General features: G+C 39.9%; 14 protein-coding genes. 13 read left to right on the top strand and 1 reads right to left on the bottom strand.

The window, feature by feature from the left end:
* Positions 1–105: 105 nt before the first annotated feature.
* From recO to acpS, 3 genes are read left to right on the top strand one after another with little or no spacing between them, the layout of a single operon-like run.
* Positions 106–822 carry a DNA repair protein RecO gene (recO, locus tag A6E03_RS01975; RefSeq protein ID WP_065593988.1) on the top strand — a complete coding sequence of 239 codons (717 nt, stop codon included), beginning with the start codon at positions 106–108 and terminating at the stop codon, positions 820–822.
* Positions 819–1,550: a pyridoxine 5'-phosphate synthase gene (pdxJ, locus tag A6E03_RS01970; RefSeq protein WP_065593987.1), complete on the top strand. Its 732-nt coding sequence runs from the start codon at positions 819–821 to the stop codon at positions 1,548–1,550. The genes recO and pdxJ overlap by 4 nt, the downstream gene beginning before the upstream one ends.
* A complete protein-coding gene (acpS, locus tag A6E03_RS01965) occupies positions 1,550–1,930 on the top strand; it encodes a holo-ACP synthase (protein WP_065593986.1) in 381 nt (126 codons plus the stop codon). The genes pdxJ and acpS overlap by 1 nt, the downstream gene beginning before the upstream one ends.
* 7 nt (positions 1,931–1,937) lie before the next feature.
* Here the strand turns inward: acpS and barA are convergent, their stop codons facing one another.
* A complete protein-coding gene (barA, locus tag A6E03_RS01960; protein ID WP_065600084.1) occupies positions 1,938–4,727 on the bottom strand; it encodes a two-component sensor histidine kinase BarA in 2,790 nt (929 codons plus the stop codon).
* Between the two features lie 174 nt (positions 4,728–4,901).
* Here barA and rlmD point away from each other — a divergent pair, with 174 nt between their 5' ends.
* The 10 genes from rlmD to truD all read left to right on the top strand — a co-directional run bounded on the left by rlmD (position 4,902) and on the right by truD (position 16,682).
* On the top strand, positions 4,902–6,218 hold the full coding sequence (gene rlmD, locus A6E03_RS01955) for a 23S rRNA (uracil(1939)-C(5))-methyltransferase RlmD (RefSeq protein ID WP_065600083.1): 1,317 nt from the start codon (positions 4,902–4,904) through the stop codon (positions 6,216–6,218).
* Between the two features lie 73 nt (positions 6,219–6,291).
* Positions 6,292–8,529, top strand: coding sequence for a GTP diphosphokinase (relA, locus tag A6E03_RS01950; protein WP_065593983.1), 2,238 nt, complete (start codon positions 6,292–6,294; stop codon positions 8,527–8,529).
* Between the two features lie 215 nt (positions 8,530–8,744).
* Positions 8,745–9,878 (top strand): flagellin, encoded by a 1,134-nt coding sequence (locus A6E03_RS01945; protein WP_065593982.1) that lies wholly within the window; start codon positions 8,745–8,747, stop codon positions 9,876–9,878.
* A 109-nt stretch (positions 9,879–9,987) separates the two neighbouring features.
* Positions 9,988–10,809 carry a nucleoside triphosphate pyrophosphohydrolase gene (mazG, locus tag A6E03_RS01940; protein WP_065593981.1) on the top strand — a complete coding sequence of 274 codons (822 nt, stop codon included), beginning with the start codon at positions 9,988–9,990 and terminating at the stop codon, positions 10,807–10,809.
* A 130-nt stretch (positions 10,810–10,939) separates the two neighbouring features.
* The gene (locus A6E03_RS01935; protein ID WP_065593980.1) at positions 10,940–12,580 is read left to right on the top strand and encodes a CTP synthase; all 1,641 of its coding nucleotides are present in this window, start codon (positions 10,940–10,942) and stop codon (positions 12,578–12,580) included.
* A 76-nt stretch (positions 12,581–12,656) separates the two neighbouring features.
* Positions 12,657–13,955, top strand: coding sequence for a phosphopyruvate hydratase (gene eno, locus A6E03_RS01930; protein ID WP_065593979.1), 1,299 nt, complete (start codon positions 12,657–12,659; stop codon positions 13,953–13,955).
* A 182-nt stretch (positions 13,956–14,137) separates the two neighbouring features.
* The gene (ftsB, locus tag A6E03_RS01925) at positions 14,138–14,422 is read left to right on the top strand and encodes a cell division protein FtsB (protein ID WP_065593978.1); all 285 of its coding nucleotides are present in this window, start codon (positions 14,138–14,140) and stop codon (positions 14,420–14,422) included.
* A 3-nt stretch (positions 14,423–14,425) separates the two neighbouring features.
* Positions 14,426–15,145 carry a 2-C-methyl-D-erythritol 4-phosphate cytidylyltransferase gene (gene ispD, locus A6E03_RS01920; protein WP_065593977.1) on the top strand — a complete coding sequence of 240 codons (720 nt, stop codon included), beginning with the start codon at positions 14,426–14,428 and terminating at the stop codon, positions 15,143–15,145.
* The gene (ispF, locus tag A6E03_RS01915) at positions 15,142–15,621 is read left to right on the top strand and encodes a 2-C-methyl-D-erythritol 2,4-cyclodiphosphate synthase (RefSeq protein ID WP_065593976.1); all 480 of its coding nucleotides are present in this window, start codon (positions 15,142–15,144) and stop codon (positions 15,619–15,621) included. The genes ispD and ispF overlap by 4 nt, the downstream gene beginning before the upstream one ends.
* 14 nt (positions 15,622–15,635) lie before the next feature.
* On the top strand, positions 15,636–16,682 hold the full coding sequence (gene truD, locus A6E03_RS01910; protein WP_065593975.1) for a tRNA pseudouridine(13) synthase TruD: 1,047 nt from the start codon (positions 15,636–15,638) through the stop codon (positions 16,680–16,682).
* Positions 16,683–16,684: the final 2 nt, after the last annotated feature.

Genomic DNA, 16,684 nt, shown 5'->3' with positions numbered 1-16,684 from the left:
TTTGGGATTTTTTATTATAACGAAATACATCTTTTATAGTATCTAGAAGCGAAGCGTTTATAGTTAGCGAAGCGCATAGTGCATCCTTTTTTATAGGTAAAAAACGTGGAAGAAGGCTTACAGCGTTGTTTTGTCCTGCACCGAAGACCGTACAGTGAAAGCAGTCTAATTTTAGATGTGTTTAGCGAAGAATATGGTCGTTTATCTATTATTTCTAAAGGTGCGCGAAGTAAGCGTTCAAATCTAAAAGGTGTATTGCAAGCGTTTACCCCGTTACTGATGAAATGGTCAGGAAAGGGCTCCATGCGAACACTGCGTCAGGCTGAAAGTATCAGTTTGGCCATCCCTCTTACTGGGATAAATTTATACTCAGCCATGTATATTAACGAACTCGTTGTACGTGTTATTGAGCAAGAAACCCCATATCCAGCCCTCTTTCTCGACTATCTCACCGCCTTAACGGAATTGGCTCAAACTAACAATCCAGAACCGGCTTTGCGTCGTTTTGAATTAGCATTATTGTCTTCACTAGGCTATGGCGTCGATTTTTTACATTGTGCAGGCAGTGGTGAAATGGTGTCTCCTGAAATGACGTATCGTTACCGTGAGCAAAAAGGCTTTATGGCATCCATTCGACATGACCCATTAATGAGTTTTAAAGGGAATGAATTAATTGCTATCAGTGAACGTCGATTTATTACTCCTGAGCAATTAAAAGCGGCAAAACGCTTTACACGAATAGCCTTAAAGCCGTATCTTGGCGGTAAGCCCCTAAAAAGTAGGGAACTGTTTCTTCCAAGAACAAGGAGTATTCTAAAATGAGTTCAATTTTACTTGGCGTCAATATCGATCACGTAGCCACTCTTCGTAATGCAAGAGGGACTAAATACCCAGATCCAGTGCACGCTGCTGAAATTGCAGAACGTGCCGGTGCTGCGGGTATTACGATTCATCTACGTGAAGATCGTCGTCATATAAAAGACCGTGATGTGCGAATTTTACGTGAAACACTGCAAACTAGAATGAATTTAGAAATGGCAGTGACGGATGAAATGGTCAGTATTGCATTAGAAACACAACCAGAATTTGTTTGTCTTGTGCCAGAAAAGCGTGAAGAGTTAACCACTGAAGGTGGTTTGAATGTCGTTGGTCAACTTGAAAAAGTGAAAGCGGCAACTCAAACACTATCAAAAGCAGGCATTAAAGTATCCTTGTTTATTGATGCAGATAACGCCCAAATTGATGCAGCTGTTGAGTGTGGTGCACCTTTTATTGAGCTTCATACTGGTGCGTATGCTGATGCAGAAACAGAAGAAGCCGAACAAATTGAATTGAAAAAAATTGCGGCAGGTGCAACTTATGCGGCAAGTAAAGGACTGATTGTTAATGCGGGTCATGGTTTGACGTATCATAACGTTGAAGCTGTCGCAGCATTACCTGAAATCTATGAATTAAATATTGGTCACTCTATTATGGGAAGAGCAGTGTTTGATGGATTAGAGAAAGCGGTCGCTGATATGCACCGAATTATGCTAGGTGCTCGTAAGTAGTGGCTATTGTCGGTCTTGGGACTGATATTGCTGAAATAGAAAGGGTAGAAAAAGCCCTTTCTCGTTCAGGAGATGCGTTCGCTGAGCGCATCTTAAGTCAACTTGAACTTGAACAATATCAAGCTTTAAAGCAGAAAGGACGTTTTTTAGCGAAACGTTTTGCAGCGAAAGAAGCGGCGTCTAAAGCGTTAGGTACAGGCATCGCTCATGGCGTCACTTTTCATGATTTTACCGTCTCTAATGATGAGAATGGTAAGCCATTATTAACGCTTTCTGGTAAGGCGCTAGAGCTTTCTTTACGAAATAACGTTGCTCACATTCACCTTACTATTTCTGATGAACGTCATTATGCCGTTGCGACGGTTATTTTTGAATCTTGAGCTGAGTTTACCTCAGCCATTGAGCTGCATCCTTTGTTACTTTCCCCATCTCATCCTGAAGTTCGAATAATTCAGGTTCAATATCTTTAATTAATTGTTCTTGTCGTAGTGACGTTTCAATCAAATTACATAGTTGCTTTAATCTTGGAACGCCACAATAAGAACTGCTGCCATGCAGTTTATGAATATAGTGACATAACTCTTCAGTTGATAAGCTGCCTTCGATCGCCTTCTCTATCCATCCATTTACTTCAGGTATGAATTCAATCAGCATATGTAGCATTTCTTTTGCAAGATCTTCTTTTCCTGCGGATTGTTTTAAGGCGATAGTCCAATCGATACTTCCAGCAATGTTATCTTGAACTTCTTCCATTGATGCTTCAGGAATAACATCAGGGAGAATTGTTATTTTCTCGACATCGCTATTATCAGTAAGAGGGCTCCAATGAATAATAACCTGCTGAAGAACATGCTCTTCGATTGGTTTTGTTAGGTAATCGTCCATACCTTCGCTAATCAATCTTTCTCGCTCGCCTTCCATTGCATGAGCGGTTACCGCTACTACTGGTGTTTTGGCGTTTAAGGCTGTTTTTCGGATCTCTTTACAGGCCATCACGCCATCCATTTTTGGCATTTGGATATCCATTAAAATGATATCAAATTTTTGCTCGGTGGCTTGTTGTACTGCATCAATACCGTTTTTACAGGTCACAACGGTTTCAACTTGTTCATGTAGCAGTGCGGAGATCAGTTTTAGGTTTGCTGGATTATCATCAACAGCCATTACTTTAATAGGTAAACGTTGTGGAACATCGTGAGAGGCCATTAAATCAGGCAAGATAAGCGTATGCTCTGATTGTTTTTCAATTAATAATGCATCTAACAATTTCTTCTTAGCGAATGGCTTAGATAGACAGGTAATGTGAGGTAGCTGATTTAGCTTCTCTGTTAACGCAAGCTCGGTACTTGGTAAACCAATGACTATCGTTGTGCAGTAAGGTGCTAATTTATCCGAGATTATTTTTAATGATTCAGCACTCGGTTTTGCATTTGAACTTAGGCTTATTAGAGCAAAATCATGAGGCTCAATTATCTCTGGTAATGTTGAACGATAAGTAACAAAAACCCCATGATGAATAAATTGTTGTTGTAAAATAGAGGCTGATTGTATATTAGGCTCTATCAATAACAGTTTTTTCTTATCTAATTGTTGAACATCTCGTTCATCAATCATTGGTAATTCGGTTTGTTTCATCTTCATCGTAAACCAGAATGTAGAACCTTGGTGCAGACGACTCGTTAAACCGATCTCTCCCCCCATTTGAGCAACCAGTTTTTGAGTAATGACAAGACCTAAGCCTGTACCACCATAACGTCTAGAAATACTAGCATCGGCTTGGCTAAATGCTTGGAATAGTTGTGCTTGTTGTCGTTCTGATATACCAATGCCGGTATCTCTGACCACAAATTGAAGATCAACACTGTCATCATGTAAGTGTTTTAGCTCGATCGAAATATCAATATTGCCCTTCTCTGTAAACTTAATGGAATTACCAACTAGGTTATTAAGTACTTGCTGGATACGTAATGGATCCCCAATTAACCCTGATGGAACACGTTGATCAATTTTTAACGTAATTTCTAACCCTTTCTCATGAGCACTTGGTGCAAGAAGGCTAACTACTTCATCAAGGCTGTCTTGAACATCAAATGGTAAATTTTCAAGAAGTAACTTACCCGCTTCTAGTTTTGAAAAATCAAGAATATCGTTAATGATCGTGAGTAAGTTATTTGCAGAGCGCTCAATAGTTTGTAAATAATCTTGTTGGTGGGCAGAAAGTGATGTTTTGAGCATTTGGCGTGTAAATCCAATCACACCATTTAACGGCGTTCTTAATTCGTGAGACATATTCGCTAAGAATTCAGATTTAACACGAGCGGCTTCTTGTGCTCGTTTCTTCGCTATGTCTAACTCAACGTTTTGGATTTCTAATTGCTCTAAGGTTTCTCGTAAATCAGACGTCGCTTGGTCGATACTTTGCTGCATCTCTACGTGGTATTCAGATAAAGAGATCGCCATGGCGTTGATGCCATTTTTAAGGGTATCTAATTCACCATGTAATTTATTTTCAATACGTACATTTAAATGACCACGACGTATGCGGTCAACCACACTTACCATGTGTGAAATTGGTTGGGTTACATCTTGCATTAAGCGATATGCAAAAACACCAGATAAGGTAAGCCCTAGAATTAAAACGATTAACGCCGAGAATATCTCTTGGTATTGCTGCAAGCGTAAACTAGATAAATCCAGTTCAATAGCGATATAGCCCAAGGGTTCATTCATATGAGATGAATCAAAGTTGGATGTAAACTGACCTTCCGGAAGTATAGGCGTTCTCAGTATTAATGATTCATCTTGAAAAGAGATATTAAGCAGAAGAGGTATAGGTTTATCTTTAGGAAAGGTTAAGCTTTCAAAGTTAGGATGAAAATTAGATGTCACGAAAAGCTCGTGGTGTTCATCAAATACGGCAATACTTCGAACAATTTTAGAATGTTTTCGATGTGCATAACTGATCAAGCGTCTTACTGCTTCTCGGTTTTTTCCTGTCATTCCATATTCACTCGAAATCGCTAATGGTTCAATGATACTTGTACCGCTAGAAATAAGCTGAGCTTCCAAATCATTATATCGATTCATGGTAAAGAACCCACTGAGGAGCAAACCGATAATTAATGTTGGGGCTAATGTGAGGGTGATGACTCGTGCGCGTAAACCGTATTTTGTCATATTTATTCGTTCTGATTAACTTCCTTGAGCGCGTAGCTTAATCAAGTTAGAGGGTAAGCTCAATTATTCTGTGCTGAAATCGTAAGTTGAAACGTAAATGAATCATTAATCAGCGCTACATCTTAATGTGGTTTCGGTATAATGGCGTTAATTTCAGTAAATCAGGCAATAATCATGGCCCAATTCTTCAAAGCAAAAAAGAACACCTCAATAAACACGAAGCATCAATCTGTTGATGTGGTTCGGTTGGATCATAATGGCGCAGGTATTGCCTTTATCGATAAGAAACCAGTGTTTATCGAAGGGACTTTGCCTGGAGAGAAAGCGATCATTCAATTAACTGAACAGAAGAAACAATATTCTCGTGGTATGTTAATTAAATTGACAGAAAAAAGCAGCGAGCGACAAGAACCGATTTGTAAGCATTATCACGAATGTGGAGGCTGTAATTTACAGCACCTACAACATAGCGAACAAGTTTCCGCTAAAAATATCAAACTACAAGAGTTGATGCAAAAGCAAGGCGTTGAATGTTGTGAGATGGTTGCTCCTATTGTGGGTAATGAACAAGGGTATCGTCGCCGAGCTCGTATCAGTTTAATGATCAACAAACAAACGAATCAACTTGATTTTGGCTTTCGAAAAAAGCAAAGCAAAGCCATTGTTAATGTTCGCCATTGTCCTGTTTTAGTAAAAGAGCTTGATCAGCATTTAGAATCGCTATATACCCTGCTTAATCAGTTGAAAGGCAAAAAGAATTTAGGTCATGTTGAGTTAGTTCAGGCTGACAATGGCAGTGTATTATTGATCCGACATATCGCCGCATTTAATGTTAACGATCGCGCAGCATTACTTACGTATTGTGAAGAACGAGATATTATTCTCTACCTTATGCCTGAATCGGATGTGTTGAATCACGTACGCGGAGCAGAACCGTATTATGTGATTGAAGGGGCCAAAATTTATTTTACGCCTAAAGACTTCATTCAAGTTAATGCGTCAATTAATGACCGAATGGTAAATCAAGCATTGAATTGGTTAGCCCCTCAGGCTGATGATATCGTACTCGATCTATTTTGTGGATTAGGTAACTTCAGTTTGCCATTGGCTCAAAAAGTACAGAAAGTCGTTGGTATCGAAGGCGTTGATGGGATGGTTCAACGAGCCACATCAAATGCAAAAAGAAACCAATTAGATAATGTGACGTTTTATCAAGCGAATTTAGAAGAAACTATTAGTAAGCAAATGTGGGCGAGTACAAAATTTACAAAGATTTTACTCGATCCAGCGAGAGCAGGGGCTGCAGGTGTGATGCAAACTGTGGCAAAATTGAAACCTCAAGCCGTGGTTTATGTATCGTGCAACCCTGCAACACTTGCACGCGATAGCCAATTACTTATTCAACACGGTTACAAGCTTACTCGGTTAGGTATGCTTGATATGTTCCCTCATACAGGACATTTAGAATCAATGGCGCTGTTTGAGCGATAATTTATCGCTATCGAAAATTAAGTCAAACGCAGCCAAAAAGAATCATTATAAAATTGGATTATAGGAAACGGACATGGTCGCAGTTCGCGGAGCACATCTTAAGGAAAATGAAGAGTTCGAGTTGGGTGAATGGATTACTAGCCTCGGACAAGATAAAAACACCTCAAAAAAAATGACTGAGGTGTATCAGCAATGCCAAGAATTAGTGGCTTCTAATGAAGACGGAGCACTTCTTTTGTGGCGCGGACGAGAGATGATCGAAATTCTGATCACCTTAAGTATGGATAAGCCAACGCTTATTGCTGCCTTGTTATTCCCTCTGGTTTCATCGGGTGTATTAGACCGAGAAACGCTCGCAGAGAATTACAATAAAGAAATCGAAAAATTGATTGATGGCGTTGAAGAGATGGACGCCATTGGTCAACTAAATGCCTCTGTTGATGCGGAATCCGCGTCTTCTCAAGTGGATAATATTCGTCGAATGTTGCTTGCGATGGTGGATGATTTTCGTTGTGTGATCATAAAATTAGCGGAGCGTATTTGTAATTTACGTGAAGTGAAAAATGAATCAGATGAAATCCGTCGAGCAGCAGCTAAAGAGTGTAATAACTTATACGCACCATTGGCGAACCGTTTAGGTATTGGGCAGTTGAAATGGGAGATAGAAGATTACTCTTTCCGTTATCAACATCCAGATACGTATAAAAAAATTGCCAAGCAATTGTCTGAACGTCGTATCGTTCGTGAGCAGTATATCGAGGATTTTGTTACTGGATTGAGTGATGAAATGCATGAGTACAACATCAATGCAGAAGTCAGTGGGCGTCCTAAGCATATCTATAGCATCTGGCGTAAGATGCAGAAAAAAAGTTTGGCGTTTGATGAGTTATTTGATGTTCGTGCCGTCCGTATTATTGCGGATAAGTTGCAAGATTGCTATGCAGCTCTTGGGGTTGTGCATACTCGATTTAAGCACTTACCAAGTGAGTTTGATGATTACGTAGCGAATCCGAAGCCGAATGGTTACCAATCGATTCATACCGTTGTATTGGGCCCTGAAGGCAAAACGATTGAGATCCAGATCCGCACCAAGGATATGCATGAAGACTCAGAGCTTGGGGTCGCTGCACACTGGAAATACAAAGAAGGCTCATCAAACAGCAGTCGTAGTGGTTATGATGAAAAAATAACATGGTTACGTAAGTTGCTTGATTGGCAAGAAGAGATGTCAGATTCCGGCGAAATGCTTGATGAGCTGCGAAGCCAAGTATTTGATGACAGAGTCTATGCCTTTACACCTCGTGGTGATGTGGTCGATTTGCCAATGGGCGCAACACCATTAGATTTTGCGTATCATATTCACTCAGAAGTTGGTCATCGTTGTATTGGTGCAAAAGTAGGGGGGCGAATCGTTCCATTTACGCATCAACTCACTATGGGTGATCAAGTTGAAATTATTACTCAAAAAGAACCAAACCCATCACGAGATTGGTTGAATCCTACGTTAGGTTTTGTTAACTCAGGACGTGCTCGAGCTAAAATTAACGCATGGTTTAGAAAGCAAAGTCGTGAAAAAAACCTTGATGCAGGTAAGGACATTTTAGAGGTTGAATTAGCAAAAATTGGAGCAACATTAAAAGACGCTGAGCAATATGCATTGAAGCGTTTTAATGTGAATTCAACAGATGAATTATTTGCTGGTGTTGGTAGTGGTGATCTACGTATTAACCAAGTCATTAATCACATCAATGCTCTTGTTAATAAACCAACGGCAGAGCAAGAAGATCAAAAAGTATTAGAACAACTGCAAGAGTTAGAAGCTAAAGCTCAAGCTCATGCGCAAGCACAAAATAAAAAGCGTAACGATGCCGTTGTGGTTGAAGGGGTGGATAATTTAATGACCCACCTTGCACGTTGTTGCCAGCCAATCCCAGGAGACCCAATATCAGGTTATATCACTCAGGGGCGGGGTATTTCGGTTCACCGTAGTGATTGCGACCAGTTAAATGAACTGCGCCATCATGCGGCAGAACGTATTATTGATACGGTGTGGGGAAATGGCTTTGTTGGCTCTTATATTTTAACATTACGTATAACAGCAATGGATCGAACGGGTTTATTAAAAGATCTTACAAGCTTGTTTGCTAATGAAAAAGTAAAAGTGTCAGGTATGAAAAGTCGAAATGATTATAAGAAACAACTGACTATAATGGATTTTGATTTAGAAGTATTTAATGCCGATATTCTTGGTCGATTAATAACAAGAGTAGAGCAAGTTAAAGACGTTATAGAAGCGATGCGATTATCATAATCAAATAGCTGAGATAGAGTGATTTCATAAATTATTGATAAATCATTGATAAATAATGATTATATTGTAAAGCCGAATGTTATTTATAGCATTTGGCTTTTTTATTGGAAAAAAATCTCAAGTTATAAACTCTCAGGCCGTAAATAAAGGTATCAACGATGAATTATAGGCTTCTTATCCTATAACAATAAGTGAAGCCGACCGGAGTAAACATCATGGCAATTTCAGTAAATACAAACATTTCAGCAATGACAGCACAGCGTTATATGAATAATGCAACGGCAGCTCAAACTGATTCAATGGAGAAATTGTCTTCAGGTTCAAAAATCAACAGCGCTGCTGATGATGCTTCTGGTCTGCAAATTTCAAATCGTATGACAGCACAAACTCGTGGTTTGGACGTTGCTGTTCGCAATGCCAATGATGGTATGTCAATTGCACAAACAGCTGAAGGCGCAATGAAAGAAACGACCAACGTACTTCAACGTTTACGTGACTTATCGCTGCAATCGTCAAATGGCTCAAATACCGACGCGGATCGCCAAGCAATGCAAGAAGAAGCGAGTTCACTGACTGATGAGCTGAACCGTATTGCTGAAACAACTTCTTTTGGTGGTACTCGTTTAATTAACGGTGAGTTTGGCACAAAATCTTTCCAAATTGGTGCTGATTCAGGTGAAGCAGTGGCAATGACGCTAAACAGCATGCGTGCTGATGAATCAACAATGGGTGGTAAATCTTACTTTTCAGAAGAAGGCCGCGACATTAATTGGACTGTAGACAAAGAAAATACACAATTCAATGTGACTTATAACGATAAAATAGGTAACGAACAAAAGATCAACATTACAGCAAAAGCGGGTGATGATATCGAAGAGTTAGCGACTTACATTAATGGTCAAACAAATGAGTTAAGCGCTTCTGTTACTGAAGACGGTGTGCTTCAAGTATTCATGTCAGGCGAAACCATCTCTTCACCATTAGAATTCAATGGCTCTCTAGCAAACGAATTGAAAATGGGTGGAGAATCAGATGATACTGTTGCTTCTATGGATTTGACAACCGTTGGTGGCGCTCAGCGTTCAATTGACGTGATTGATGCCGCTCTGGAATTTGTTGATAGCAATCGTGCTGATTTAGGTGCTTTCCAAAATCGTTTCGAAAGTGCAATTAAAAACCTAACGAACATCAATGAAAATATTACTGATTCAAACAGTCAGATTAAAGACACTGATTTTGCAAAAGAGACAACGAACTTAACGAAAAATCAAATTTTAAGCCAATCAAGCTCTTCAATTTTTGCTCAAGCGAAACAAGCGCCAAATATGGCAATGAGCTTATTAGGCTAAGCTTTGTGAAGTGAAAAGATAAGCAGCCTTAACATAAGGTATATGAATTTTGAAAAAGCGATGACTATAATGGTTATCGCTTTTTTTGTTTTTAATCAAAGGTAAACCTATGACAAGCTCAAATAATATTGAACAATTGCTCTCAATTATGACGCAACTACGTGACAAAGAATCTGGTTGTCCGTGGGATCGAAAGCAAACCTTTGATTCTATTATTCCACACACCATAGAAGAGACGTATGAAGTGGTGGACGCTATTCATAAGAAGGACTGGATCAATTTAAAGGAAGAATTAGGGGATTTACTATTCCAAGTTATCTTCTATGCTCAAATGGCTAAAGAAGAGCAATTATTTGATTTTAGTGATGTCGTCGATACCTTAAATGAAAAATTGGTTCGTCGTCATCCTCATGTTTTTGGAGATGAAACTTTTTTATCAGAAGAAGAAATTACGGCCAATTGGGATAAAGTGAAGCAAAAAGAGCGTCTAGATAAAGAATTATTAGAAGATAATGTCCCTTCTCAAAAAAGTATTTTAGATTCAATTCCTGCGGCATTACCTGGCTTATTGAGAGCCAATAAAATCCAAAAACAATGTGCAAAGGTCGGTTTTGATTGGGATCAGCTACAACCTGTCGCCGATAAGGTCAATGAAGAGGTTGCTGAGGTACTTGAAGAAGCATTCAAAATACCAAGGGATGAAAAGAAGCTTGAAGAAGAATTGGGCGATTTACTTTTTGCTACTGTAAATTTTTCTCGTCATTTAGGAAAAAATCCTGAGCAAGCATTGTGTAAAGCAAATGATAAATTTGAGCGTCGTTTTCGCCAAATTGAAGCGAACGTCGCCAAAAAGAATAAAAAAATACAACAATGTGATTTAAATGAACTAGACTTTGAGTGGGAAAATGTGAAGCGAAGTGAGCGGAATTGATTTGGAGCAAAAAATAAATCAATTAACTGTGATACTTTTCACGTTGTGGCCATAAAGCGGTTCTGGTATATTCATTTCCCGTCCAGATAATATCCATTTTATTCCTCATTACACCAATTTCAGGTAACGTATGACGACGAATTACATTTTTGTAACTGGCGGGGTTGTATCCTCACTAGGTAAAGGTATTGCAGCAGCATCATTAGCAGCTATTCTTGAAGCTCGTGGCTTAAAAGTCACTATGATGAAGCTTGACCCATACATCAACGTTGATCCGGGCACAATGAGCCCAACTCAACACGGTGAAGTATTCGTCACGGAAGACGGCGCAGAAACTGATCTAGATTTAGGTCACTACGAGCGCTTCATCCGCACCAAAATGACTAAACGTAATAACTTTACAGCCGGTCGAGTATACGCAGACGTTCTACGTAAAGAGCGTCGTGGTGATTACTTAGGTGCAACAATCCAAGTTATCCCTCATATTACGAATGCGATTAAAGAACGTGTTATCTCTGGCGCTGAAGGCCATGATATCGCACTCGTTGAAGTTGGTGGTACAGTCGGTGATATCGAATCTCTGCCATTCATGGAAGCGATTCGTCAACTTGCTGTTGAGATAGGCCGTGAACATACAATGTTTATGCACCTAACTCTTGTACCTTACTTAGGCGCTGCAGGCGAGCTTAAAACTAAGCCGACTCAACACTCAGTAAAAGAGCTATTGTCTATTGGTATCCAACCAGATATCTTAGTTTGTCGTTCTGATCGTGTTATTCCAGCAAACGAACGTAAGAAAATTGCTCTTTTCTGTAATGTACAAGAAAAAGCAGTTATCTCAATGAAAGACGTAGATTCAATCTACAAAATCCCACAATTGATCCGAGCGCAAGGTACTGATGAATTAGTATGTCAACGCTTTGGTATTACAGCACCTGAAGCTGATCTTTCAGAGTGGGAACAAGTAATCTATGAAGAAGCTAACCCGACTGGTGAAGTTACTATCGGTATGGTTGGTAAGTACATTGAATTACCAGATGCTTACAAGTCAGTAAACGAAGCATTAAAACATGCGGGCTTGAAAAACCGTTTGAGCGTCACTATTAAATATATAGACTCGCAAGATGTTGAGTCTAAAGGTACTGAAATCCTAGAAGGTCTAGATGCAATTCTAGTTCCTGGTGGTTTTGGTGACCGTGGTATTGAAGGTAAGATCCTTGCTGCTCAATACGCTCGTGAAAATGAAGTACCATATTTAGGGATCTGTCTGGGTATGCAAGTTGCGCTTATTGAATATGCGCGTAACGTTGCTAATATGGAAGGGGCTCACTCTTCTGAATTCTCTAAAGACACGAAATTCCCTGTTGTTGGTCTAATCACTGAGTGGATTGATGGCGATGGTAAAGTAGAAGAGCGTACTGAGACATCAGATTTAGGCGGCACAATGCGTCTTGGTTCTCAGCTATGTCACCTTGCAAAAGGCTCTAAAGCTCGTGAGCTTTACGGTAACGCTACTGTTGAAGAGCGTCATCGTCACCGTTATGAAGTAAATAACAATTTACTTCCTCAGCTTGAAAAAGCCGGTCTTAAAATTTCTGGTCTATCAGCTGATAAGAAGCTTGTGGAAATCATTGAACTTCCTAACCACCCGTGGTTTGTGGCTGCTCAATTCCACCCAGAATTCACATCAACACCTCGTGATGGTCATCCATTATTTGAAGGTTTTGTTAAAGCAGCAGGCCAAAATGCTCGCGGTGAATTCGAAAAGTAATAGGATTTACGGATAGCTGCTCAATGTTGCAGCAGCTATTTTTAGCTTTTAAATTAAAGAAAATAGAGGAAACACAATGTCTAAGATCGTTAAAGTTCTAGGTCGTGAAATCATCGATTCTCGTGGTAACCCAACAGTTGAAGCTGAAGTTCACCTAGAAAGTGGTTTTGTAGGTATGGCTGCTGCTCCATCTGGCGCATCTACAGGTTCTCGTGAAGCTCTTGAGCTACGTGACGGCGACAAATCTCGTTTCCTAGGTAAAGGTGTTCTTAAAGCTATCGCAGCTGTAAATGGCCCAATCGCAGAAGCTCTAATCGGCAAAGACGCGAAAAACCAAGCTGAAATCGACCAAATCATGATCGATTTAGATGGTACAGAAAACAAAGCAAAATTTGGCGCGAACGCAATCCTTGCTGTTTCTCTAGCGAATGCTAAAGCTGCTGCTGCTGCTAAATCTATGCCTCTTTACGCTCACATTGCTGAACTAAACGGCACTCCAGGCGTATTCTCTATGCCTCTACCAATGATGAACATCATCAACGGTGGCGAGCACGCTGATAACAACGTTGATATCCAAGAATTCATGATTCAACCTGTTGGCGCTAAAACGCTTAAAGAAGCTCTACGCATCGGCGCAGAAGTATTCCACAACCTAGCTAAAGTTCTTAAGTCTAAAGGCTACAGCACTGCAGTTGGTGATGAAGGTGGTTTCGCTCCTAACCTTAAATCTAACGCAGAAGCGCTAGAAGTTATCGCAGAAGCTGTTGCAGCTGCTGGTTACGAGCTAGGCAAAGACGTTACTCTTGCTATGGACTGTGCTGCTTCTGAGTTCTACAACAAAGAAGACGGTATCTACGACCTTAAAGGCGAAGGTAAGAAATTTACTGCTGAAGAATTCAACCATTACCTAGCTGGTCTTGTTGAGCAATTCCCAATCGTTTCTATCGAAGATGGTCTAGACGAATCAGATTGGGCTGGCTTCAAGCACCAAACTGAACTTCTAGGTGACAAGATTCAACTAGTTGGTGACGATCTATTCGTTACAAACACTAAGATTCTTGCTCGTGGTATCGAAGAAGGCATCACTAACTCAATTCTTATCAAGTTCAACCAAATCGGTTCACTTACAGAGACTCTAGCTGCAATTAAGATGGCTAAAGATGCTGGTTTCACAGCAGTTATCTCTCACCGTTCTGGCGAAACTGAAGATGCAACAATTGCTGATCTAGCAGTTGGTACTGCTGCAGGTCAAATCAAAACTGGTTCTATGAGCCGTTCTGACCGTGTTGCTAAGTACAACCAACTAATCCGTATCGAAGAAGCTCTAGGTGAACTAGCGCCATTCAACGGTCTTAAAGAAGTTAAAGGTCAATAATCTCAATTTTTGAGAATATGACTTAATTCTTTAATCGTTCGATTAGAATTTAGATATAAAAACCGTCTCATTTGAGGCGGTTTTTTTTATTTCCGCTATACAGCTAGTGAAGTTCTAATGATGGATTGATATAGTTAGCGCTTCTTTCTATTGTTACTCATTTATTTATTGTCGGAGCTATTATGCGAGCATTCGCCGTTTTATTAATTATTGCTTTGGGTTGGCTGCAATATACCCTATGGTTTGGAAAAAATGGCATGGCGGATTACGCTCAAGTATCTAATGATGTTCAACTTCAAGAGGAAGTGAATCAGGGATTACGTAATCGAAATGGGCAAATGTTTGCTGAAATAGACGACTTAAGAAAAGGTTCAGCAGCAATAGAAGAACGAGCTCGGCATGAATTGGGGATGATCAAAGAAGGTGAAACATTTTATCGAATTATTGATGAAAATAGTGAGGGATAATTGATGACATCTTCACTGAATTATTCAATTACCGCGATAGTACCTGCCGCAGGGGTGGGGAGTCGCATGAAGGCAGATCGTCCGAAGCAATATTTACTCTTAAATGATAAGACGGTTTTAGAACATACCATTGAACAATTACTGGCTTATCCTGCTATCGATAACGTGATTGTTGCAGTTAGTGATACAGACCCTTACTTTAATGATTTAACCGTAGCAAAAAACAAGCGGGTTATTCGAGTTTCTGGCGGTTCAGAGCGTGCTGATTCAGTGCTCTCTGGGTTAGCTTATGCAAAAGATAATCATTTAAGTGAATGGGTTATGGTTCATGATGCAGCGCGTCCTTGTATCCGTCATAGCGATATTGATAAACTTATTAAAAATGTAATTCCCTCTCATATCGGCGGTATTCTCGCATCCCCCGTTCGCGATACAATGAAACAAGCGACGTTTGAACAACAAATAAATAAAACCATTGATCGAAGTGTTTTATGGCATGCATTGACACCCCAATTGTTCACTACTGAATTGTTATATACCGCATTAAAAACAGGATTAGAGCAAGGGTTATCTATTACGGATGAATCTTCTGCCATAGAATTCATGGGATATCAGCCTAAACTCATCCAAGGCAGATCCGATAATTTAAAGATAACTCAGCCTGAAGATCTTGAGTTAGCAGAGTACTATCTCCAAAAAATGAAAAAGGAAATCTACAAATGAGAATTGGACACGGTTTTGATGTACATAAATTTGGTGGAGAAGGTCCCGTTATTATAGGTGGCGTCAGCGTTCCTTATGAACAAGGATTAATTGCTCATTCTGATGGTGATGTTGCGTTGCATGCATTGTGTGATGCCTTGCTTGGTGCGATCGCCGAAGGCGATATTGGACGTCATTTCCCAGATACCGATGATAAGTGGAAAGGGGCAGACAGCCGTGCATTATTGCGTGATGTTTATCGTCGTGTAAAAGAGAAAGGGTTAGAATTAGGGAATGCAGATGTCACCATCATTGCACAAGCCCCTAAAATGGCACCGCATATTCATAATATGTGTGTGGCCATTGCTGAAGATTTAGAAACAAGTTTGGATAATGTGAACGTAAAAGCGACCACATCCGAACGTTTAGGCTTTACAGGTAGAAAAGAAGGCATTGCTTGTGAAGCAGTAGTGCTGTTAGTTAAAAAATCTTATTAATTAGAGACAAACTTATGTCAGACATCATGTCTACTTTTTCATGGTTATACGGAAAGCCAGTTGCAACTGGTAAATTAAAACAATTACCTGAGCATTTCATTGTAAAAGAAGTGTTAGGGTATGAGTTCACCGGTAAAGGTGAGCACTTAATGGTTAAGATCCGTAAAACGGGTGAAAACACCAAGTACGTAGCGAACGAATTAGCAAAATTTTGTGGTGTAAAATCAAAAGATATTAGTTGGGCTGGTCTGAAAGATCGCCATGCAATCACAGAACAATGGTTAAGTGTTCACTTACCAAAAAGTGATCACCTTAAGTTTGCTTTATTTGAAGCTACGCATCCCGGTGTTGAAATTCTAGAAATGACACGCCACAACAAAAAATTGCGTCCTGGCGATCTTTTAGGTAATAGTTTCCAGTTAATTGCGACTGAAGTGACTGACATGGATGATGTATTGTCTCGTTTAGAGAAAGTAAAAGTATCTGGTGTGCCAAATTACTTTGGTGCACAACGTTTTGGTCATGAAGGTAATAACGTCATCGAGGCACGTCGTTGGGGGCGTGAAAATGTACGCACTCGTGATAATACAAAGCGTAGTTTTTACTTGTCAGCTGCTCGTTCATGGATCTTTAATCAGATTATTTCTCAAAGAATAACAGAGGGTTACTTCTCTCTACCTGTGGATGGTGATATTCTACTTGATCATAATGGCCGTACGGTTAATGAGAATGTGACCTCTGAAGAAAGCATTCAAAAAATTCAAAATAATGAATGGTCAATCAGTGCAGCATTAGCTGGTGATAATCAGCTACCAACGACTGAAACAGCATTAACTTTAGAGCAACCACAGCTTGATGCGGAACCAGATTTAATGGCTCTTGTTCGTGGTAACCGTATGAGGCATGAACGCCGTGCTATTGAGTTACACCCTGAGAACCTAAGTTGGTCAGCTGATGGGGATACGTTAACTCTTAATTTCTCTTTAACATCAGGCAGTTTTGCTACGGTTATCGTACGTGAATTATTGCAAGAAATTGAAGTGGAACGTACATACGAATAATT

This window comes from Aliivibrio sp. 1S128, assembly GCF_001691065.1.
GTDB lineage: Bacteria > Pseudomonadota > Gammaproteobacteria > Enterobacterales > Vibrionaceae > Aliivibrio.
The sequence above is the reverse complement of the archived record's forward strand: the minus strand, read 5'-3'. Positions and strand labels throughout refer to the sequence as shown.